Origin of the sequence: Legionella sheltonii (assembly GCF_026191355.1) — a bacterium.
Classification (GTDB): Bacteria; Pseudomonadota; Gammaproteobacteria; order Legionellales; family Legionellaceae; genus Legionella; species Legionella sheltonii.
Window position 1 is genome coordinate 16113 of the sequence record NZ_JAPHOQ010000003.1, and the last position, 21372, is coordinate 37484.

A 21372-nucleotide genomic window follows, 5' to 3' on the forward strand; every position below is an offset into this window, starting at 1 on the left:
ATCTAGGATTAAAATATGACTTTTTCCCACGGTTTTAAAAGAGTGGTCAACGGTTATAATGTTTGTCATTATTTTTTATACATACGCAACATGCGTTGGGTAACAACAAATCCACCAAAAATGTTAATTGAGGTGATAAATATTGCGAGGCCGCCTATCCAAGTGATTTTCCCTGTTAGCTGAGTACCCGCAGCAATGAGTGCTCCTAAAACAATAATACTGGATATGGCGTTAGTTACTGACATTAACGGCGTATGGAGGGCTGGGGTGACTTTCCAAACCACATAATATCCAACAAAGCAGGCCAAAACGAAAATGGTCAGTATGGCAATGTATGGATTTCCTAGGGAGTTCATCTCATGCATTTTGTGTCTCCTTTATTACCTGGAAGGGTAGATATTGATTCTGATGACAAAGTACTGCTTGCTGAATGATTTCATCATTAGGATTAAACGTAATTTCGGGTGGGTTTTGTGCTAAGAGGTTAATTAAATGTACCAGATTATTGGCATAAAGCTCACTTGCGGTAGCTGGAACCAAGCCAGCCATGTTACTTAAACCAATGACAGTGACTTCTCCATGCTTTATTGTTTTATCAGGAACACTCACTTCACAATTGCCACCTCGTGAGGTGGCAAGATCAACGACAACTGAACCGGGTTTCATCTCTTCTATTGTTTTTTTATACAATAAAATAGGCGCTTTTCTACCGGGGATTAAGGCTGTGGAAATAATGATATCTGCTAATTTCGCGTATTGATCAATCAGTTCTGCTTGAAGTTTTTTATATTCTTCACTCATTTCGGAAGCATATCCTCCCTTCGTTTCACTATCTTGATCCTGGCTTACTTCAATAAATTCTGCACCTAAACTTTCAACTTGTTCCTTTGCTGCACGCCGAACGTCAAACGCATAAACTACGGCACCCAAACGTTTGGCTGTTGCTATTGCCTGTAAGCCTGCGACTCCAGCGCCCAGAATGAGTACTTTAGCCGGCTGAATCATTCCTGCAGCCGTCATCATCATGGGAATTGCACGATGAAACTGGGTACATGCTTCTAAGACCGCTCTATAGCCTGCTAAATTAGCTTGTGAGGAGAGACTATCCATGCTTTGGGCCCGACTGATGCGTGGAATCAGGTTCATTGAAAATAAGGTAATTTGTTTTTCCTTGCACCAGGTGATTAATTTACTTTCTGGTTCGTTATCGATATGTCCGATGACTAGCGCGCCTGGCGATAAACCCTCTAGCTCTTTGGGATCTGGTTCATTAATGCAAAGCAGAATGTTGGTTTTTTCTAATATGCTTTTTTTACTCTGAATCGATACGCCAACTTGTTCATAATCCTGATCCCTAAAACGTGCAGCGACTCCAGCATTTTTTTCTATAGCGACTTCAAAGCCTGATTTAATAAAGTGCTTCGCTGAGTTAGGGGTAATGGCCACTCGGGTTTCATTACCTGGTGCTAGTAAGGTTGCGATCATCATGGGTAAATCCTTTTTACCTAAATATTAATTATCCTATTGTAATTTAGAATAATTTTCCATACTAAGGATCAGAATTTGGCAAATTCTGGTAAGGGGTATTGGCGTCATCCCGAGTGTAACGAGGGATCTCTCAATCGTAACAGTGTGCCAGATCATGGGAGATCCCTCGCTGCGCTTGAGATGACGGTGTTTGCACCAGGCTAGGCAATCTAAGTAGCTCATGTTACGCACGATCTATTTTAAGCAGCCATATTTTTAAGCTCCCGCCATGCAAGCTGATTTGCTCTAAGGATCAATCTGTACTTAATGGCAAAATGATTTAATTGAGTTTTTATCTTCAACAATTCCAGCTTGCAGTATGCAATAATAGAAGCATAAATATGATTACACTGAGTTTTAACGGTTCGAGTGGGCGACTTGGTTAAGCTTGCATTTTGCTTAATTGATTTGTGATACTCTTCAATCCGCCACCGTTTCTGGTACACTTCATAAAGACGTTCGGCACTACTTGGCATGTCATTAGAAACAAGATAGAGAATTCCTGTTGAACCGTTTTCGTTTTTGAACACTTTTTTCAGGAGCCTCACGGGGAAGTCTAGGCCTTTAAGCCAGACTGTGTGGGCTACATCCTCTTCTAATTCTAAAGCTCTTACTTGTTGGTACCGTCCGTTTTTGGCCTCGTTTTCAGATAAAGCTAACGTGCGGTTAGATTTAATCCCAATGATAAACGATTTTTGAAGGTCTTTATGGATGTGAACCATATTGGCCTTCGAGCCAAACCAGTTGTCTGCAAGCACATAATCAAACATCACTTTATTGGTAATGGCCTGAGTAATCAGGTTTTGAAATAATTGATTTTTGGTAACCGATGATTTTCTTCTGGCTTGTTTGGTTTTAATATCACAATAGGCAACATCTTTTTTAATCACCTCATACCCTATGGGTACACTGAAGTCAGCATAGCGAACCATGCATGACAAGATGTTGATTCCTTTGAGCACGCTCCCTTTAGCATGAGAGTAATGCCAACAATTAATTTCATTCTCATCCGTGTAGGGTTTCTCTTCGATGGAGTCATCCAGTATTAAGACACCACCAACCGTTTCTTGCGACCTCACTGGCTTTTTTACATAGCGCCAAAGGGATTTTGAATCAAAAGACTCAAAACGAAGAAATCGAGTCACCTTGTCATGCGCAAATGCTCCATCAACCAAATCAGATAATCCGGTGGCTGTCGCATATTTGTTCTGACAAATTAAATAATCACTATAAAGATCAAGCATATCCATTTAACTTCCTCCCTAAAATAAGGACGAAATTCTAATGCTTTTTATTCAAACTACAAGGTCATGTGCGTAACATGAGTAAGTAGTTAAACAGAAGTATTACCTGACTTATTTTGTTCTTCTTGCAAACTATCTACCTCTATAGCAAGTGCAATTTGATTGGCGCATGATTCCAGAAGCTGTATTTTTTCAGGTGTTGTACAATCATCATTCTTGGTGGGTTGGACCCTTAAAACTCCCATGGTACCGCGTGCACCAAGTAACGGAATAAATAAGGCATTAGAAAAGGAGAGGGTATCAGTTCCCCATCCTGCTTTTTGTCCTAATTCAAACACCCATTGAGCAATGCTGTACTCTTTTTCATCCAATTCTTGATGTGATTTTGCGCTCGCTTGAACAACGAGTTTTCCATTTTTTGGTAACAACGCGATAATCTCGCAATGAAAAATTTCTGAAATATAATTAACCCCTGTTCTTAGTAATCTGACTATCCCTCGTGTTCTCGATAATCGCCGACTTAGGGTATATAAGGCAGAGGTTTGATATTCTGCAAGCCGTGCAATTTCTGATTGACGGCGGGTGACTAAAGTTAACTGGCAAATAAACAGCGCCATAATGAACATCATAATCAAAGTGAAGAAATAATCGGATTGTGCCATGAGAAAGCTGTAATAGGGTGGAATAAACACATAATCATAGATTAAAATGCTGAGAATAACTCCTGAAATTGCAGGTCCTGTACGTCCTAATAATGCAATGCAAATCATTCCTATTAAATAAACCAGAGTTAAACTGGTTTCGTTGACCAGAGGATAAATTAAATAATTAATCAGTGTCGTGACCGTGACAATGCTGGTCGATAAAAGGTAATAGAACCATGGCGTCTTTGGTTTGGGAAGATTTTTACTCTTTGATTTTTTTGATGCTATGGTCATGGTATAGACATCAATTTCACCACTATAGCGTAAAATTTCATCGGCCAAACTGCGAAAGAAAAAATTTCTCCATCGCGTACGAATTTGTTTGCAGATCATAATGAGGGTGACATTTTGATCACGAGAAAAATTGATGACTTCTTTAACAAGGTCATAAGCCATTAAAATATGAGTTTCAGCCCCTAACTGTTCTGCAAAAAATAAATTCTTTATGGCTTGATTACGTTGCGTTCTAGATAATTGAATTCGTGTGGAATCTACATATACGGCAATCCAATCGGCTTGCAGACTGGTAGCCATTCTTTTGGCTGCTCGAATCAATTTATGTGACTCAGGACCTGGCCCCACGCAAACGAGTATCTTTTCCATAATGGGCCAAATGTGTTTAATACCTTGACCTTGTCTGTATAAAAGTACCTGCGTATTCACCCGCTTTGCTAGAGTACGTAATGCCAATTCGCGTAAAGCCATTAGATTTCCTTTGCGAAAATAAAACTCTGCAGCAAGACGGGCTTGTTTGGGGACGTAGACTTTACCTTCGGACAGGCGTTTTAATAAATCTTCGGGGGCTAAGTCAACTAACTCAATCGTATTCGCCCTTTCAATCATTGAGTCCGGGACTGTCTCTTGAACGGGGGCATGAATGATTTGTGAGACATCATCATTGAGGCTTTCTATGTGTTGAACATTGAGGGTGGTACATACATCAATTCCACGGTCTAATAGTTCTTTAATATCTTGCCAACGTTTTTTATGCCGTACACCACTAACATTTGTATGTGCCATTTCATCCATGAGAATTAATCCTGGATTTCTTTTCAGGGCGGCATCCAAATCAAATTCTTGTATTTTTTTTCCGTGATAATCAATGGTTACTTTAGGTAAGATGACGAAATTTTTAAGTATTTCCTCAATTTCAATCCGTCCATGAGATTCGACAATACCGACTACGATATCTAATCCCTTAGCTTGCTCCTGCATTGCTTCATGAAGCATGGAATGTGTTTTTCCAACTCCGGGTGCGGCACCAAGATAAATTTTGAGTTTACCACGTTGTTTTTGTTGTTCCTCTTCTAATACTTGTTGTAGTAATGCATTAGGATCAGGGCGTTTGTCGGTCATTGAGTTGTCCTTAGATGATCCAGAGCTAAATTGAGCTCCAATACGTTGATTCGTGGTTCTCCTAAAAGATGCAGGGTACGTTTTTTTATTAACTGATTTACTAATCCTTGAATTTCTTGTTCTGAAATATGGCGTGCTTTGGCAATACGAGGAATCTGATATAAGGCTGCGAGTGGACTTATTTCAGGGTCCAATCCACTAGCCGATGCAGTAACTAAATCTACTGGTACTAATTGTCTGGTCTCATTTTGATCTGCCAAAGTATATTGTCGAAGCGCAGCGATTCGTTTTTTTACCGTATCCAAAAATTCGGGGTTAGAAGGTCCCATATTTGAACCTGAAGAATTCGTTGCATTATAGGGAAATGGGGTGGTGGCGGAGGGGCGTCCCCAAAAATAATAGGGTGCATCAAAATATTGTCCAATCAGTGTAGAACCAATCGGATGGCCATTGTTCCATAACAAACTACCATTTGCTTGATAAGGGAAAAATAGCTGGGCTAATGCGGTAACCAGTGCTGGATAAATTAAGCCAGTCAGAATTGAAAAGAGAAGTAGAAATATTAAGGCAGTTTTTATTTGTTTTAGAGTTTCTAGAACCATTTTTTTATCCTGTTAAACCCAACGCTGTTATGAGTAAATCAATCATTTTAATGCCGATAAAAGGAACGATTAATCCACCTAACCCATAGATAATTACATTATTTCTGAGGAGTTGTGCCGCAGGAAGTCGGCGGTATTTTACTCCATGTAACGCTAAAGGAATGAGGAAAATAATGATAAGCGCATTAAAAATTACTGTGGAAAGCACTGCAGTTTGTGGCGTTTCAAGGTGCATGATATTGAGTACACGCAGTGCGGGATAAGTACTGGCAAACGCAGCGGGTAAGATGGCAAAATATTTGGCAATGTCATTCGCAATACTAAAAGTCGTTAGGGCGCCGCGCGTCATAAGTAACTGCTTACCTATTTCAACTACTTCAATTAACTTAGTTGGATTTGAATCCAGATCAACCAAATTGCCTGCTTCTTTTGCGGCTTGTGTTCCTGAATTCATCGCTACCGCAACGTCAGCTTGAGCCAGTGCAGGTGCATCGTTGGTCCCATCACCGGTCATTGCTACTAAATGACCTTGAGCTTGTAAGTCACGAATCAATTTAAGTTTATCTTCGGGTTTTGCATTGGCTAGAAAATCATCCACGCCCGCTTCACCGGCGATTGAGGCCGCAGTTAGAGGATTATCGCCGGTCACCATGATGGTTTTAATCCCCATTTGTCTTAGCTGGGCAAATCGTTCATGAATTCCCCCCTTAATGATGTCTTTAAGGCGAACAATTCCTAAGACGTTTTTTCCTTCTGCCACAACCAGGGCTGTGCTTCCTTGGCGTGAAATAATTTCTACATTAGTTTTTACATTTTCAGGAACGTTACCTCCCAGCTCATTGATGTATTCTTCGATGGCTTCGGAGGAACCTTTACGAATTTGTCGGACTCCAAGATTCGCGCCACTCATACGGGTTTGTGCTGTAAAAGGAATAAACGTTGCATCCAGTTCGGCAAGTGCTCTGCCGCGTAACTTATATTTTCTTTTAGCAAGAATAACAATACTTCGGCCTTCGGGTGTTTCATCAGCAAGAGAAGCGAGTTGAGCTGCGTCAGCTAAATCCTTGACATCGACGCCTTCTGCAGGAATAAATTCAGTTGCCTGTCGGTTACCTAAAGTAATCGTTCCGGTTTTATCCAGCAATAAAACGTCAATATCTCCAGCCGCTTCAACCGCGCGTCCAGATAAGGCAATCACATTGGCCTGAATCATGCGATCCATGCCAGAAATACCAATGGCTGAAAGGAGCCCGCCAATCGTTGTTGGTGCCAAACAAACAAAAAGAGCAACAAGCACTGTGATAGAAATTGCTGAACCTGCTTTAGTGACGGACACACTAAACATTGAAAAAGAGAGCAGGGTACTACAAACGACCAGGAACACGATGGTTAATGCAGCAAGTAAGATCGTCAATGCAAGTTCATTCGGTGTTTTTTGTCTTTTAGCACCTTCTACCAGAGCAATCATCCGATCCAAGAAGGTTTCACCCGGATTAGAGGTAATACGGATGATAAGCCAATCTGAGATAATTTGAGTACCTCCGGTTACTGCGCTTCGATCCCCGCCGCTTTCACGAATTACCGGGGCGCTCTCTCCGGTGATGGCACTTTCATTAACTGAAGCAATTCCTTCAATAATCTCCCCATCACTGGGAATAAAATCACCTGCCTCAACCAAAACCAAATCCCCTGCACGTAATTGCACGGATGGAATTATTGTGAATTTTGCACTTTTAGATGCCTTAGCTAATTTTTTGGCTTGAATTTCTTGCCGTGCGCGACGCAACTCTTCTGCCTGTGCCTTACCCCGACCTTCTGCCATAGCTTCTGCGAAATTAGCAAACAGGAGTGTAAACCAAAGCCATAAACTGATAGCTAGAATAAACCACGGTGCAGCTTCTCCATTCGCTATCAGTGCTTGTATAAAAAGGACTGTAGTGACAATTGAACTCACATATACAGTAAACATGACCGGGTTTTTTATTTGGTTGTGAGGGGCTAATTTTAAAAATGAATCCAGAAGCGCGCCTCTAATAATGCTAAAATCCCAAATAGAATGTGATTTAGTTGCCATATTTCCCCCAAAGCATCAAATGCTCCACAATAGGACCCAGAGCAAGTGCTGGAAAAAAAGATAATGCGCTGATAACAATGACAATACAAATCAATAAAGTAACAAAAAGAGGGGTATGAGTGGTTAATGTGCCCAAGCTGCTGGGAATTCTTTTTTTTCTAACGAGCGAACCTGCAATTGCAAGTGCAGGAATAGCTAGCCAATATCGACTGATCAACATCAGCACGCCACCGATAATATTATAAAAAGGGGTGTTGGCATCTAAACCCGCAAAAGCACTCCCATTATTATTTCCCATAGACGTAAATGCATAAAGTATTTCTGTAAAACCATGTTCCCCAGGATTTGCGATGGAGTTTGTTCCAGCAGGAGTTACTGAAGCATAGGCTGTTGTAATGAGGACAATTAGAGGCATAATTAAAACAGCGATGGAGGCCATTTTCATCTCAAAAGGCTCAATTTTTTTACCTAAATACTCAGGAGTTCTGCCAACCATAAGTCCTGCAATAAATACAGTAAGAATAACCATCATTAACATTCCATATAGCCCGGAACCAACGCCGCCAAAACTGACTTCTCCTAAATGCATCATCCATAAAGGAACAAATCCTCCTAGGGGAGTAAATGAATCGAGCATGGAGTTTACTGAACCGTTAGAGGCTGCTGTTGTAGCTGTTGCCCAAATTGCTGAATTGACAATACCAAAACGTGTTTCCTTACCCTCCATATTACCGGCAGGATAAAGTTCAGATTTGACGATAGGGTCAATCCCCATTTGTTGAAATGAGGGATTTCCTGCTTGCTCGACTGCAACTTCGAATATTAACCATGGAACAAAAAGAATGGCCATGGCGATTAATATAGCCCAGCCTTGCCTTTTATCGCGAGCCATAGTGCCAAACGTAAAACAAAAAGCGGCAGGAATGAGCAGGATTGCTACCATTTCCAGAAAATTGGTCAATGGAGTAGGATTTTCAAATGGGTGAGCAGAGTTAGTATTAAAAAAACCACCACCATTTGTACCCAGTTGTTTAATGGCAACTTGTGAGGCTACCGGCCCCATAGGAATGATTTGTTCGGTTATTTTTACCGGTGTTGTTTCAGGGTTGCCTAGGTTATCCAATACCGTTTTACCTGTTGCATCTGTTATTGTCTGTTTGCAGGTAAAGGGGTACGGTAAGCTTATTTTTTGATAGGGTTTAAAATTCTGAATGACTCCCTGAGAACACAGAATAAGTGCCAAAATTAAAGATAACGGCAATAAGATATAAAGTATTCCACGTACTGTATCCACCCAGAAATTTCCCAGGGTGTTCTTTTCATTTTTTACGATACCTCGTATTAGTGCAATGAGTAACGACATGCCTGTCGCTGCTGAGATAAAATTTTGTGTGGTTAGTGCGACCATTTGTGTAAAATAACTCATCGTGGTTTCACCACTATAGGCTTGCCAATTGGAGTTGGTGGCAAAGCTTGCTGCAGTATTAAATGCAAGATCAGGCGATGGGGAAGTAAACTCCTGAGGATTCAGTGGGAGATAAAATTGAATACGTTGTATGAGGTAAACGAACAGTAATCCAACTAAATTAACGAAGAGCATGGTTGATAAATAGGTTTTCCATCCCATTTCCTCTTGAGTACGAATACCACAAATCCTGTAGGTCAATTGTTCAAACGGTCTTAAAACGGCATCTAATAAACAGGGACGTCCTTGATAGACTTGGGCCATATACCAACCTAATGGTTTTACAAGCAGTAATAGGAAGATGAAATAAAATGCAATTTGCAGAAAACCAACTTTAGTCATAAGGGGTCCATTCCCATTTTAAATTAAATCGGTTAGCCTAGAATAACTCGGGTTTGAATAACACAATTAACAAATAAATTAACAAACATAAAGCAATTATTCCGCAGCTTAAATACAAACTCATGATTCACTCCTTGCTAGATAATCAAAGAATCGGATTAGCCCAAAGGATAAGCTAAAAAAGAATAGGATAAGAAAAATTAATAAAATATCCATTTGCTTGAGTGTCCATTATAGAAGTATGTATTTAATTATAATTCAGGTTTTAACTGTTTGATTATAGTGGTTATACATTAAAAAAAACAATCGAACAAAATGAGTGGGTATTATAGTCTGGGTGAAGCCCCCTTAGAACCTCGTCATGACGAGTGCCGTGAGGGATAACAGGAAGCTGCTAAACAGCACCAAAACTCATAATCATAATTTACACAGGGACATAGAAATGAAAAAGGGCGTATTTTAAACGCCCTTTTATGAAATTTGGGATAGACAGTAAGATTGAGTACAGTCCTTTTTACCAAGGTGGACTCCTCTGGAGTGTTTTAGGCTTCTTAGTACTTGCTAAGCTTGCGCACCGCACTCTCACTCTGGCTCCCAAAGTAATAATGTTGGCTGAACAATGTGTACTGTCTATGATTCTATGATAGGCCAATATGCGTTCTATTGCCACTTGATTTTGCTGGTTTTTTGCAAAGATTTCGTTAAAATTGAACAGGTATTTGTTAATGTGTTGAATTAATGAAGAAAATTTAGCCTGGATTTTCGCTGCGCTGCACCCAGGCTAACGAATCTTTAACTACGACGCTGAATACCAAAAAAGGGGACGCCAATGTAAGTTCTTCTTGCTGCGTGTCTTTGCGGTGGATTCTTGCTTGTTTGTAGAAAAATTTGGGTATAATAAAGTTTGCCTTGTTTGTCACGAGCAACACCTATCCCAGTAATATTATAATTACCCATGATATTTTTTCGATGTCCTGGGCTACGAACCCATTGGCTAACTACGATTTGAGCCGTTTTGTAGTTGTATGCGACATTCTCGGCGCCGCCGCCAGTATTTTTAATTTGAGAACGCAGTTTGGCAATACGCTTTCCAAAGTCCTGATGGCCAAAAGGCATACGATGGTTGGCCATATCCTGAGAGTGTTGTTTGGCTTGAATTACAATCTTATTATCCATTGTAAGCTTAGATAAGCCGTGTTGCTGTCGGTATTGGTTTATATAGAATAAAACAGCGTTTTGAATGGCGGTATCATTTTCTACAGGCTTTGCTGCAGAGCTTGCATAAGCACAGGTAAATAAATTAAAAAAAAGCGCGCTTAAAATAATTATTTTGGTTTTTAAAGACATGGTATTCTCTTCAACTGGAATAAAGGAAGGGAATGGTGACTAAAAAAAGTTCATTTGTCTAGACTTGGAATGGGTTAAATAAAATCAAAATAAAAAAATAATATTCATTTTGATTTAAAAAACAAACAAGGCTTTGAGAATATAAGTTAATGGCTTAAATTGGCTATAGCATCTTTTAAATCTTCAACCTCACCGGAATAATGAAAGTAAATACGTTTTTTTGAACAGTCTATGATGCAAAGTGGTTCTTGTGGTTGATCACCAAATTGTTTAAATACCCAAAATATTCCATTGCTATGCTGGTTTTCTATTTCTTTTAGCAAGTCCACCATTTTAGCATTCTCCAATGCAGAATGTGGGCAATTCAAACCTGATGCGCTGTGCGTTATTTTATAGGCATAATGTTGTTCTTTCATGATAATACTCCCTGAAAATCAATGGAGAAGAGGACCTATTTGCTTACATTATAGTCTAGGAAAAGCCACATTTGGCGCATCTTGCGTGAAAAGGATTCTCAATCTGTACACCCATCTGACTTTTATCCGGAATCTTTTGCCATCATCCCGAACGCAGTGAGAAATCTCCCGGGATGACGGGGATTTTTAAAGGTTAACCGATAAACCCAGGAGAACGGCGTGTAATGTAGGGATGTTAGATAACTGCTCTTTTTTAGAATAAGTTTCCAAATGAAAATTTGGACCATTACCACTAAATATTCCTTGATACAACAAACTTAGGCTAGCCAAAGCAGTAATTGGATAACCAAAACCTGCTTGTATTTCGCCAGCTAATTGGGAGATGTCATTAAGAGGAACACGATCGTCACGCCAATGCCGATAAGCCAGCCCCCCTTTTAATTGGGCAAAAAAAGAACTATTTCCCAGGGGGTCGCTTTTGGTGGTAATTAATAAATCCAGCGTAGGAGCAAGAGTAGTTTGCATGGGTATCCATTTTTTAAGTGCATGGAGTGTTTCTCGGGTCATGTTTAATTTTATCCGAGTCCCAGTTTGCAGTCCTAATTCCAAGCCTAATGCAATATTTCCTGCAAGCATCATTTCATTAGCCAGGGCTAATCGTCCTATTGGAGCATTTTTGTCTCTGGAAGAGATTTGGTAATTGCCTGTGCCTGCACTCGCAGTAACAGACCATGGTTGATCTTGTGATGTTAGTTTAGGGAAATAATCACCAGCGATTGCATTAAATGATAATAAAATTCCTATTATAATTAATTTCATATGCCATATCCCTAAATGAATTGTTCATAATCATACTTTTGCATGCCAATAATTTGAATTTTTTAGCCCCTAGTTCCATCACTGCAAAAGTACCTATGGGAATAGTAAACATAAAAAAACGGTAGGCACTTTAAGCATAATTTAACCGTTTTTTTATTGAATTTGGCGGAGAGAGAGGGATTCGAACCCTCGATACGTTGCCGTATACACACTTTCCAGGCGTGCGCCTTCGACCGCTCGGCCATCTCTCCAATTCGGGCAAGCTTATACAGGTCGGATAATAAAATCAACCCTTGTACGGGCCTAAATTGATAACTTATCTACATAATTTATAATTGATATTGTATATACTATTAATAAATGGCTCTAAAGTCTGTTAACAATTCATTTTAATTGTTTGCTTTTAGGCCAAGCAAATTGTTAACACGCACCATTTAAAAGGATTAAATTATGTTAGCAAGCACTTTTATTACTATTTTAAGCCTTATTTCATCAAGTTCTCTTTCGGCTGCTATTACCTGTTATTACACTTTAGTTAAGGATAATTGTTGGACTAAATATGATGTATCTGTGGAAATCATGGATGCAGCATCAGGTAAAACGCTAACAACTGTAGCAGTTCCTTCTGGAAAATCTTGGATACGACAGACTTTTCCTTGTGAACCTGGGCAAAAGCTAATGTATCGAGCTCAGTTTTCACCAGTTTTTTGGGAAAGTGACAAAGGGAAAACTTACATTGCTAAAAATTATTGGTCTTTGCCCAATACTGTAAATCCTGGAGATTCAGCCTGGAATGTCACGGTCTGTTACCCGAGTGATTTTTCACTAGTCCCGCTGCCTCCCGATGCATCAGGAAATTGCAGTTGCAATTTTAATGATATTCCGGCGATACCGCCAAAAAAGATATAAATGGCATTAATTTTTATCTTTGTGTATGATTCTCGTCACAACATAAACTAATTTTTTAGGAAGGATTTTTTCCTAATTTGTTGACGGAGCGACTGATGATTACTCTTAGAAATAAAATTGGTCAGATGTTAGTCATGGGATTTGATGGCTGTGATATTCACAACAAAAGCCCTGTTGCTGAATGGCTATCTTCAGATGGATTAGGTGGCGTTCTGTTATTCGATTACGATATTTCTACAGATTTATATGGTAGGAATTTAAAAAATCAAGCACAAATCAAACGCTTAACACACCAACTTAATTATTATTCTTCAGAAATAAATTACAAAAACAATGAATTGCCTTTATTAATTGCCCTCGATTATGAAGGGGGCGCCATAGATCGATTGTCACGGATTGAAGGATGCATGCCCACTATGAGTGCCTACGCGATGGCACAATTATCTCCTGAAGCGTTGCAGGCTGAACTGACACAAATGGCATTTACCCTAAAGTCTTTAGGGTTTAATCTTAATTTCAGCCCAGTTGTTGATTTGCATCTACAAGAAGAGCAAGGAATTATTGGCAGTTTACAGCGTAGTTTTTCAAGCAATCCTGATGATGTAGTTCATTTGGCTAGAAAATTTGTTGATGTCTTTTCTCATTATGGTATCGCGTGTTGTTATAAACATTTCCCAGGACATGGTAGTGCATTGGGTGATACCCATAAAGGATTTGTGGATGTTACGAATACATTTCATGAGGAAGAGTTGATTCCTTACTATCGATTAGCAAAAGAGGCTTATAAACCTACTTTGATTATGACGGCGCATGTGGTGAATAAACAGTTGGATAAGCAAGGCTTACCTGCTACTTTATCCCATGCTATCTTAACAGGCTTATTGCGTGAGACTATTGGCTATGATGGAGTCATCATCGCTGATGATTTACAAATGCAGGCAATTACAGATCATTACTCACTTGAGGATGCCCTATGTATGACAATCAACGCAGGGGCTGATATGCTCATCTTCGCAAATCAATTAGCAAAAATTTCGGCTCCAGAAGTGATTGAAGTAATTGAACGACTTATTTTTGAACAAAAAATAGAGCAACAACGTATCGAAGATGCCTACCGTCGAATCATTCGTTTAAAGCAACAAATTAAGTGCATTGAGTTAGTTGATTGAGAACTCATAACATCTACCTTGGTACATAAGTTCACCTAGGGAAATTACCGTTTTTTGACCCAGATTTATTAATAAATTATTGTGGTTAAGGTTTTAAAGTCTCTTGAGGTTATAGGAAATTCATGGGATTTATGTGGGATTTGGCGCCAATCAGCTAAAGGAACAAAAGAAACTCCTGGTAGAGTATATAAGAGAAATAAAACACACCAAACATGAGTCATAAAAGTCTATAGTTCAGGCTAAACATGGCTGTTAGCACAAAAGCTTTGGCATTGGGGGCAGACACTTTCCGGACAGGCTCTTATTTTCCAAAATTTTGTTGGCGTTCTGTAAATGCAGCAAATGCTTTTAACAATTCCTGCTCATTAAATTCTGGCCACAATACAGGAGTATAATAAATTTCTGAATAGGCAATTTGCCATAATAAAAAATTGCTAAGTCTGAGTTCGCCTCCTGTTCTAATGACTAACTCGGGATCAGGGGCTTCTTGAGTCGCCAAAAATTTGGCAAAATCTTTTTCATCAAGATTCTCAATATCTAATTGTTTCTCTGTCACTTGCCGAACAATTTGTTTGGTCGCATTGAGAATGTCCCATTTTCCGCCATAATCTAAAGCAATAAATAATGTTAAACGTGAATTTTGTGCTGTTTTTTTCTCAACCTCATCCAGCATTCTCAATAAGTTTTCATTGAGTCTTTTTTTAGAACCAATAATACGTATTTTGATACCTTTACTATGAAAACGTTCTACATGATGGGATAGATAGGAAATTATAAATTTAAGAAGATGAGATGATTGTTTTTTTTGAGTTCTTTGCCAATTTTCGGTACTAAAGGAAAATAAAGTAAGATATTGGATGTTTAACTCCATACAGGTACACAGAATTTTCCATGCTGTTTTAGCTCCAATAATATATCCTGTAATCGCGGGTAAAAACCGGTTTTTTGCCCAACGCCGATTTCCATCCATAATAATCGCTAAATGAGAGGGGTATTTTATCTTCATGATAATCTCTTTAATTGACCAAAATAATGAATAAACTGTTTGCTTGTTAAGGCAATATTTAAAACTTGAGGTAGCCAGGGGGTGAATACTTTAGGGCATTCTGCCAGCTGTTCTTGTAGTTTATGAATGCTTATCCAGCAATAATTATCAACTTCCAGAGGATTAGGATGAACGTTCTGTTCAACCCAATAGCCAATTAAAACATGGTCTATCTCATGCTCAAACATATTATTATTCAAGTCGGCAAAATACTGGAATACTCCAACTTCAATCAATGTTACTTTGATACCCATTTCTACAAATAATCTCTTCGTTGCATCCTCAAGTAAATCATTGCCGGGTTGTGGATGACTGCAACATGTATTAGTCCACAGTCCTCCTCCATGATATTTGCTATTGGCACGCTGTTGGATAAGGAGCTCAATGGTGTCTCTATATTTGCGAAATACCAATATAGAATAAGCTCTATGGAGTTTCCCTACTCGATGGGCAGACAGTTTATCCATTATTCCTATGCAGTTATCTTGTGAATCGACTAAAATAACATGGGTGTTTTGCTCTTCTAACGAATTATATGACATAATTTTTATCCCAATCAGGGGCAAGACGAATGCAAGAAATTCATCGCTTTTTCAAATTGACTAACCCCATATAAAGGCAATTAATGCTGCAACTTGCATACTAATCATAGAGATCTGAAGGTGACTAAGAAGCTTTTTCATCAGAGGCTTATCCGTTTGATTATTATACAAACACAGTTGCAAATACAGCGAATAAAAACCCGCTATAAGCGCTAAAATCATAGAACTGTAATTTACAGTTAGGGTAATGCTATAGACACCAAGAGTCGCAATGACTAAGGAGATTAGAACCGCGCTGCAAGTAATGAAAAAAGTGACCTTAACTCCTAGTACAATAGGAATAGTTTTTCGTCCGCTGATTTTATCTCCCTTGATATCTCGAACATCATTCAATGGTGAAATTGCCCATGAAATCAGGAATGCCAAGGCCAAGAAAGGCCAAATTTTCCAGGAGAAATGATTCGATGCAGCAACACCTACAAGGGCTGCTAATACGGAAGCTACAGCAGTGGCTATTGTTTTGATTAAGAAATAAGTCTTGAGGTGAATTTTCGGATGTGAGTAAGTGAACGCTAATAATAAACTAAACAATCCAATAAAGAGATTGTAGATACTAAGATAAATTCCTAAAAGTAATGCGCTGCACAGGCAAAAAATAGAAACAATCAATATCGTACGATATAAAGTGACATCATAGGTAAAACTTGTCACCTCATTATTCATACTGTCTTCTTCAAAATCATTCAAATCATTGTAAAGATATGTCCCAAATCCCGCAAGATAAACTGTTAGTACAACTAAAATACTGGTCGATATCTTATAATCAGGTCCAGCAGAAGCCAGATAAGTTAATAAGGCAAAAATTGGCCGATAGATAACTACTATACGAGATTTTATTAGTCTAATTAGTGTTGTAGTAAAGTTGCTTATAGGGAAATTGCTACTCATGGATTTCATAAAACCTCCAAAATATGCTTTTAAAGCACTTCATAATGACTGACCAATAAACATAAATAAAAAAATTGCCTACACTCCTCGATATCTACGATGATAGCTCTGCTTTTTTAGTTGAATTTAGTATCAGAGGATGTAATTGGATAGGAAAATCAGAAGGAGGAGGCTCTTTCCATAAACTTAAAACATGGCCACCAAAACCTGAGCCCACTACTTTACAGGCTAATGCATACTCTTTTAATTGCTGGATGTGATTATGTAGTTGGGGAGATACCAAGTCCCAGTCATAAAAACATTCATTTCCAGTTGATAGCCCTTGCGCCAAAATACGCAGACTCTCATCATTTTTTTCTTCTAATGCACTTTGAATTAAGAGAACCGCATGTAACATTTTTTCATAAATAATTTCCGATTTTTGGGGATTTTCCTTTTTTAATTCCTGGACTTTTTTAACACATGGTCCAGTAAAACTGGTTTCATTGGATGAAGAAATATAAAAAAGAGGTTGCCATGCAAGGTCTATCTCACATAGTTCACGATTAGGGAAATATTTTATCATGTTTTTAGCCGTTACACCGGCAATATCCACACCACTACTTTGTTTATGAAACATATTTTCCAACTCTACTGCAAACTGAAATAATTGAGAACGAGGTAATAATCCTTGATAGATAATCCACTCGGTGATGGCAACGCATAGCGCAGCGGAAAAACCTAGACCTCCGCAAGGAGTGATGGTTGATTTGATATCAAAAACACCTGTAATTTTATGAGGATCTTTTTGTAATAGTTCATATGCTTTATAAATCGCCGGCCATAATATAATGCCAAAGGAATCATTAGCTTCAGCAGAAATAAGATGCATTGTTTTTGTTTTATCCGGCTCATAACTCAGGGTTAAATTATACTGATAAAATGGAGCAACAATTGCATAACCACGTTCCAGAATAAGGTGTTCACCAGCTAAAATACATTTTGCTGGTACGTTAATTTTGAAAGTCATTGCCGTCTCCACCGTCTCAATTTTTATTCATAGCATAAAAAAAAGTATAGCTGATTAATTTTAAGTTTTATGAGCTAAGTGAGTGGAGTTAATTCGCAATTATTTAGACTTTCGAAATCACAAAGAATATTCTAGAGTTGTATAAAAATAATACGAATCGAGTAATTATGTGCTAAATTTATAGATACCTTAATTTTCTTGATGATGTCTATGTTGGGTTTTAAAGTCTGTATTCCTGCAAAATGCATATTAAGCGGTGAGTTTATTAACAACCAGAAAGGATATGCAATTATTAGTCCATTTGAGCGCTATAAATTAGTTCTAAAATATTATCCTAATGAAATCAAAACAATTCGAACGATTACCGGAGAGGGATTTAATTCCACCCAGATAATTCTATGGTCTGTGATAAGCCGGGCTTTGGAATTGCTCGGCAAGGAATGCTCCGTGTTGACAGGATATTTTGAATTAAATTGCAACATCCCTCCATGTAATGGCTTTGGTTTTTTTGCTGCTCTTTATTATGCCGTGGCTGAGTGGCTTGTTTATTACGGCCTCATGCAAAGAAGTAATTTGTTTGAGTTTACTTTAAAACTAGAGAGCTCACTCCGGGAAAGCAGTAATGGAGCCGATATTGCAGGAGTGATGTCACCCAGCCTCATCATGTACTCCTATTCACGTGAAATAAAAAAATTAAACCCTACATGGCACCCTCATCTTTATATATCAAGTACCAAAGAAACCACAATAAGTGACGATTGCCTGCAAAAAATTAATGAAATGAGATTATTGGAGCCTTCTAAAGCCGCTCTTGTTGACGAAAAAATGATAACTTCCTCCATTGAAACCAGACATGCTTTGGAAAGTAATCAAAAGTACAGATTATTCTTGCTAGCAGATGCACTGAATCTCGCGAATGAATGTTATTTTGAATGGGGACTCATATCAGAACGAGTTAAGAGTCATATAGATATTCTCAAAAAGTATGCTTTAGCTTGCAAAGTCATAGAGGCAGGTTATGGAGGATATGTTCTAAGTTTATGGAAAAAAGAGCCGACAGTAGATCTACCATTCAAGTTGTATCGTGTAAATATCTAAATTTATAACGTTAAGATGTTTGTAAGGAGTAGCAAGGTGAATAAAGTTGGTTTCTCTTCAATAGGGCTTCATTTTCCACCCATTTTTCTTTCTGTAGAAAACCTGGCAAAACTACGAAATGTAGATCCTGATAAATACACTATTGGACTGGGTTGCAGAAAAATTTCACTTTGTCCTGAAAATATAAGCGTAGTCGAACTGGCTGTAGAGGCAGCAAAACGTGCTCTTTCTCGATGGGGAGGTACACTGGATGATATTGGGTTGTTAGCAGTAGGCACTGAAAGTGCACCGGACATGAGTAGGCCTTTGAGTGCATTCGTAGCAGAAAAATTAGGCATTCACGGTGCTGTTCGATCCTATGAAGTCAAACATGCCTGTTACGGAGGTACATTAGCCATTAGACAAGCTTTGGAGTGGAAACTTGCCAATATTGCCCCCCAAAAAGCCGCGTTGGTGATTGCTGCTGATATCTCTCTCTATAAAGTGGGTGATCCCGGAGAACCCACGCAAGGAGCCGGTGCTGTAGCATTTATCATTGATACTCCCGATATTGCTGCAATCGATTCTGCATCATACCCTTTCAGCAAGCCAGTATTTGATTTTTGGAGGCCGGAGAATGAACCCTTTCCTTTAGTCAATGGGGATTTTAGTCTTGAATGTTATAAAAAAGCCGCACGTAGCTGCTTCAAGGCATTGTGTATTGATAAAAAAATGGAGTTTGCCAATTTGTTTGATGTCTATAAAGCGCTTTGTTTTCATGTACCCTTTCCTAAAATGGTGAAAAAGGCGTTTGCAGATATATGCCTATCATCAGGAATAGATCCTCAAAAATGTGAACAGCTCTTCATGGAGAAAGTTAATCCTACAATGGAATGGAATTCTTTAACCGGTAATTCCTATACGGCAAGTTTATGGGTTTCTGTAGCGAAAACCCTATGCGGCTTACATGCTGGCGATCAAATCACTGCTTTCTCCTATGGTTCAGGCTGTGGAGCAGAATTGCTGCTATTGACGGCAGGTAATCTGGCAGCAGAGGGTAAATGGCGAGAGGATGTGAACAAGGATTTGGAAAACAGAAAAGAAATTAATGCAGAAGCCTATATGCAAATGCGTCGTCGCAATAAGAACGAGTCCAACTTGGTCGAATCCCTAATAAAAGGATGAGGATAATGAATTGTCAGTTATCGGTACCTGCAAAAACGTTCATTTTGGGAGAATATCTGGTCCTTAGAGGGGGGATGGTGATTCTGCTAACTTCTCATCCATCCTTTGTCCTTAATGGTTCTGCTGCGAAAGATGCACCCAGTTTTTTGCTCTTGCCGCATATTCTCATAGTGCCTGGAATGGTGTATGAAAAAGAATTTACGGATTATTTACTTGGAACAGGAACTTGGGGCTGGGCTCAAATGGAAATTTTTTTAACGTATCGAGTTATTTGAGATGAGCAGTATTAGTTTAAATGGTAAAAAAGTATGGGAAGGTTTTTCCAAGTTAACTAAAAAAGAGAAACTTGAAAGACTCGTTGCAACGGTTTTTTTGGATCCCGAGGGTGTCGTTGCATTGCAGCATGGAGGTACTTTTAAAGAGGAACTGCTCGAAACATTAATCGAAAATCCAATTGGTTGGTTTGGGATTCCATTAGGAGTTGCTGTTAATTTTTGTATCGATAAAAAACATTTTATTATTCCAATGGTGATTGAAGAACACTCCGTTATCGCAGGCCTCAGCAAGGCAGCTAAGTTTATTAACCTTCATGGCGATTTGAGCACCGAAATTTTAGGGAAACACGCTATAGGTCAAATTCAATTTGCATGTCTTCGTGATCCAGTTCGTTTTGAGAAAAAAATTAGTGAACAGAAAGAGTTTTTTCTCGACCAGGTAAATCAAAAAGTTCTCAGCTCCTTAATCAAGCGTGGCGGAGGGGCATCAGACATCATTGTTCGTACTATAGAACGACCTGATAAAAAAATTATGGGTATTTTACATGTATTAATTGATCCAAGTGATGCAATGGGGGCCAATAGAATTAATCAAGCCTGTGAGTTTTTGCGAGGGCTAATCGAGGCGCACACACATGAAGAGGTAACCATGTGTATCTTATCCAATTTGTCTGATCAAAAAATCACTGTTGCTAATGCAGTAATTTATGACATTGATCCAATCTTGGGAAAACGTATTGAAGAGGCTTCTTTATTTGCTCAAATAGACCCTTATCGAGCTGCAACAAATAACAAAGGGGTTATGAATGGCATTGATGCGGTATTAATTGCTACAGGTAATGATTGGCGAGCGGTTGAGGCTGGAGTTCATGCCTATGCAGCTAGGAATGGACAATACAGTTCAATCACCAAATGGGAAATGCGTGATGGAAATCTATATGGGCGGATTGAAGTTCCAATTCAACTGGGAACGGTAGGAGGAGTAACGCAAATTCATCCGATTGCTAAAATTTGTCTCGGGATACTTGGGATCTCTCGGGCAGATGAGCTTGCCCGAGTAGTTGCGGCTGTAGGTTTGATACAAAATTTTGCTGCATTAAATGCCCTTGTTTCTGATGGTATTGTTAATGGCCATATGAAATTACATATAAAAAATTTGGTTTTGTCTGTAGGTGCGCAAAAAGAAGAGATACCTCTTTTAAGTCAAATGCTGATAGGAAAATTAGAGCAAACGCATTGTGTTAACGAGACTGATGCACTCGAAATTCTTAAGGAAATAAGACAAAGCACTTAGGGAGCTTTTTGGGGATCGCTCCA

At 38.8% G+C, this 21372-nt stretch carries 21 protein-coding genes, 1 tRNA gene and 1 other RNA gene; 6 read left to right on the forward strand and 17 right to left on the reverse strand.

The window, feature by feature from the left end; all coding sequences use genetic code 11:
* Positions 1 to 68: 68 nt before the first annotated feature.
* The 13 genes from OQJ26_RS03900 to OQJ26_RS03950 all read right to left on the reverse strand — a co-directional run bounded on the left by OQJ26_RS03900 (position 69) and on the right by OQJ26_RS03950 (position 12147).
* On the reverse strand, positions 69 to 365 hold the full coding sequence (locus OQJ26_RS03900; protein WP_028379911.1) for a proton-translocating transhydrogenase family protein: 297 nt from the start codon (positions 363 to 365) through the stop codon (positions 69 to 71).
* On the reverse strand, positions 358 to 1488 hold the full coding sequence (locus tag OQJ26_RS03905; protein WP_265702654.1) for a Re/Si-specific NAD(P)(+) transhydrogenase subunit alpha: 1131 nt from the start codon (positions 1486 to 1488) through the stop codon (positions 358 to 360). The genes OQJ26_RS03900 and OQJ26_RS03905 overlap by 8 nt, the downstream gene beginning before the upstream one ends.
* Before the next feature lie 239 nt (positions 1489 to 1727).
* Positions 1728 to 2777, reverse strand: a complete 1050-nt coding sequence (locus tag OQJ26_RS03910; protein ID WP_265701959.1) for an IS701 family transposase — start codon at positions 2775 to 2777, stop codon at positions 1728 to 1730.
* An 83-nt stretch (positions 2778 to 2860) separates the two neighbouring features.
* A complete protein-coding gene (locus OQJ26_RS03915; RefSeq protein WP_265702655.1) occupies positions 2861 to 4831 on the reverse strand; it encodes a DUF4118 domain-containing protein in 1971 nt (656 codons plus the stop codon).
* Entirely contained in the window at positions 4828 to 5433 is a 606-nt protein-coding gene (gene kdpC, locus OQJ26_RS03920) for a potassium-transporting ATPase subunit KdpC (protein ID WP_265702656.1), read from the reverse strand. Before kdpC ends, OQJ26_RS03915 begins: the two co-directional genes overlap by 4 nt.
* Positions 5434 to 5437: 4 nt before the next feature.
* On the reverse strand, positions 5438 to 7507 hold the full coding sequence (gene kdpB, locus OQJ26_RS03925) for a potassium-transporting ATPase subunit KdpB (protein ID WP_265702657.1): 2070 nt from the start codon (positions 7505 to 7507) through the stop codon (positions 5438 to 5440).
* The gene (gene kdpA / locus OQJ26_RS03930) at positions 7497 to 9314 is read right to left on the reverse strand and encodes a potassium-transporting ATPase subunit KdpA (RefSeq protein WP_265702658.1); all 1818 of its coding nucleotides are present in this window, start codon (positions 9312 to 9314) and stop codon (positions 7497 to 7499) included. Before kdpA ends, kdpB begins: the two co-directional genes overlap by 11 nt.
* Positions 9315 to 9351: 37 nt before the next feature.
* A complete protein-coding gene (locus OQJ26_RS19435; protein ID WP_081776841.1) occupies positions 9352 to 9438 on the reverse strand; it encodes a potassium-transporting ATPase subunit F in 87 nt (28 codons plus the stop codon).
* 359 nt (positions 9439 to 9797) lie between these two features.
* A non-coding RNA gene (gene ssrS, locus OQJ26_RS19515) (6S RNA) lies at positions 9798 to 9949 on the reverse strand.
* A gap of 157 nt (positions 9950 to 10106) precedes the next feature.
* Positions 10107 to 10661: a CAP domain-containing protein gene (locus OQJ26_RS03935; protein ID WP_265702659.1), complete on the reverse strand. Its 555-nt coding sequence runs from the start codon at positions 10659 to 10661 to the stop codon at positions 10107 to 10109.
* A 146-nt stretch (positions 10662 to 10807) separates the two neighbouring features.
* A complete protein-coding gene (locus OQJ26_RS03940; protein WP_265702660.1) occupies positions 10808 to 11077 on the reverse strand; it encodes a hypothetical protein in 270 nt (89 codons plus the stop codon).
* Between the two features lie 186 nt (positions 11078 to 11263).
* On the reverse strand, positions 11264 to 11896 hold the full coding sequence (locus tag OQJ26_RS03945; protein WP_265702661.1) for a hypothetical protein: 633 nt from the start codon (positions 11894 to 11896) through the stop codon (positions 11264 to 11266).
* A 163-nt stretch (positions 11897 to 12059) separates the two neighbouring features.
* Positions 12060 to 12147 (reverse strand) — tRNA-Ser (locus tag OQJ26_RS03950).
* 199 nt (positions 12148 to 12346) lie between these two features.
* Between OQJ26_RS03950 and OQJ26_RS03955 the strand changes: the two genes are divergently transcribed.
* Together OQJ26_RS03955 and OQJ26_RS03960 are read left to right on the forward strand one after the other, a co-directional pair.
* Positions 12347 to 12805 (forward strand): hypothetical protein, encoded by a 459-nt coding sequence (locus OQJ26_RS03955; protein ID WP_265702662.1) that lies wholly within the window; start codon positions 12347 to 12349, stop codon positions 12803 to 12805.
* 95 nt (positions 12806 to 12900) lie between these two features.
* Positions 12901 to 13974 (forward strand): glycoside hydrolase family 3 N-terminal domain-containing protein, encoded by a 1074-nt coding sequence (locus tag OQJ26_RS03960; protein WP_265702663.1) that lies wholly within the window; start codon positions 12901 to 12903, stop codon positions 13972 to 13974.
* 301 nt (positions 13975 to 14275) lie between these two features.
* Here the strand turns inward: OQJ26_RS03960 and uppS are convergent, their stop codons facing one another.
* From uppS to OQJ26_RS03980, 4 genes are all read right to left on the reverse strand, one after another.
* The gene (uppS, locus tag OQJ26_RS03965; RefSeq protein WP_265702664.1) at positions 14276 to 14980 is read right to left on the reverse strand and encodes a polyprenyl diphosphate synthase; all 705 of its coding nucleotides are present in this window, start codon (positions 14978 to 14980) and stop codon (positions 14276 to 14278) included.
* Positions 14977 to 15561 (reverse strand): isopentenyl-diphosphate Delta-isomerase, encoded by a 585-nt coding sequence (gene idi / locus OQJ26_RS03970; RefSeq protein WP_265702665.1) that lies wholly within the window; start codon positions 15559 to 15561, stop codon positions 14977 to 14979. The genes uppS and idi overlap by 4 nt, the downstream gene beginning before the upstream one ends.
* Before the next feature lie 60 nt (positions 15562 to 15621).
* Entirely contained in the window at positions 15622 to 16518 is an 897-nt protein-coding gene (locus tag OQJ26_RS03975; RefSeq protein WP_265702666.1) for a UbiA family prenyltransferase, read from the reverse strand.
* An 85-nt stretch (positions 16519 to 16603) separates the two neighbouring features.
* A complete protein-coding gene (locus OQJ26_RS03980; RefSeq protein WP_265702667.1) occupies positions 16604 to 17518 on the reverse strand; it encodes a mevalonate kinase family protein in 915 nt (304 codons plus the stop codon).
* Positions 17519 to 17728: 210 nt separating this feature from the next.
* Between OQJ26_RS03980 and OQJ26_RS03985 the strand changes: the two genes are divergently transcribed.
* The 4 genes from OQJ26_RS03985 to OQJ26_RS04000 are packed head-to-tail and all read left to right on the forward strand — an operon-like array spanning position 17729 to position 21349.
* The gene (locus OQJ26_RS03985; protein WP_265702668.1) at positions 17729 to 18616 is read left to right on the forward strand and encodes a mevalonate kinase; all 888 of its coding nucleotides are present in this window, start codon (positions 17729 to 17731) and stop codon (positions 18614 to 18616) included.
* 36 nt (positions 18617 to 18652) lie between these two features.
* On the forward strand, positions 18653 to 19780 hold the full coding sequence (locus tag OQJ26_RS03990; RefSeq protein WP_265702669.1) for a hydroxymethylglutaryl-CoA synthase family protein: 1128 nt from the start codon (positions 18653 to 18655) through the stop codon (positions 19778 to 19780).
* 5 nt (positions 19781 to 19785) lie between these two features.
* Entirely contained in the window at positions 19786 to 20055 is a 270-nt protein-coding gene (locus OQJ26_RS03995) for a hypothetical protein (protein ID WP_265702670.1), read from the forward strand.
* A 1-nt stretch (position 20056) separates the two neighbouring features.
* A complete protein-coding gene (locus OQJ26_RS04000) occupies positions 20057 to 21349 on the forward strand; it encodes a hydroxymethylglutaryl-CoA reductase, degradative (protein ID WP_265702671.1) in 1293 nt (430 codons plus the stop codon).
* Positions 21350 to 21372: the final 23 nt, after the last annotated feature.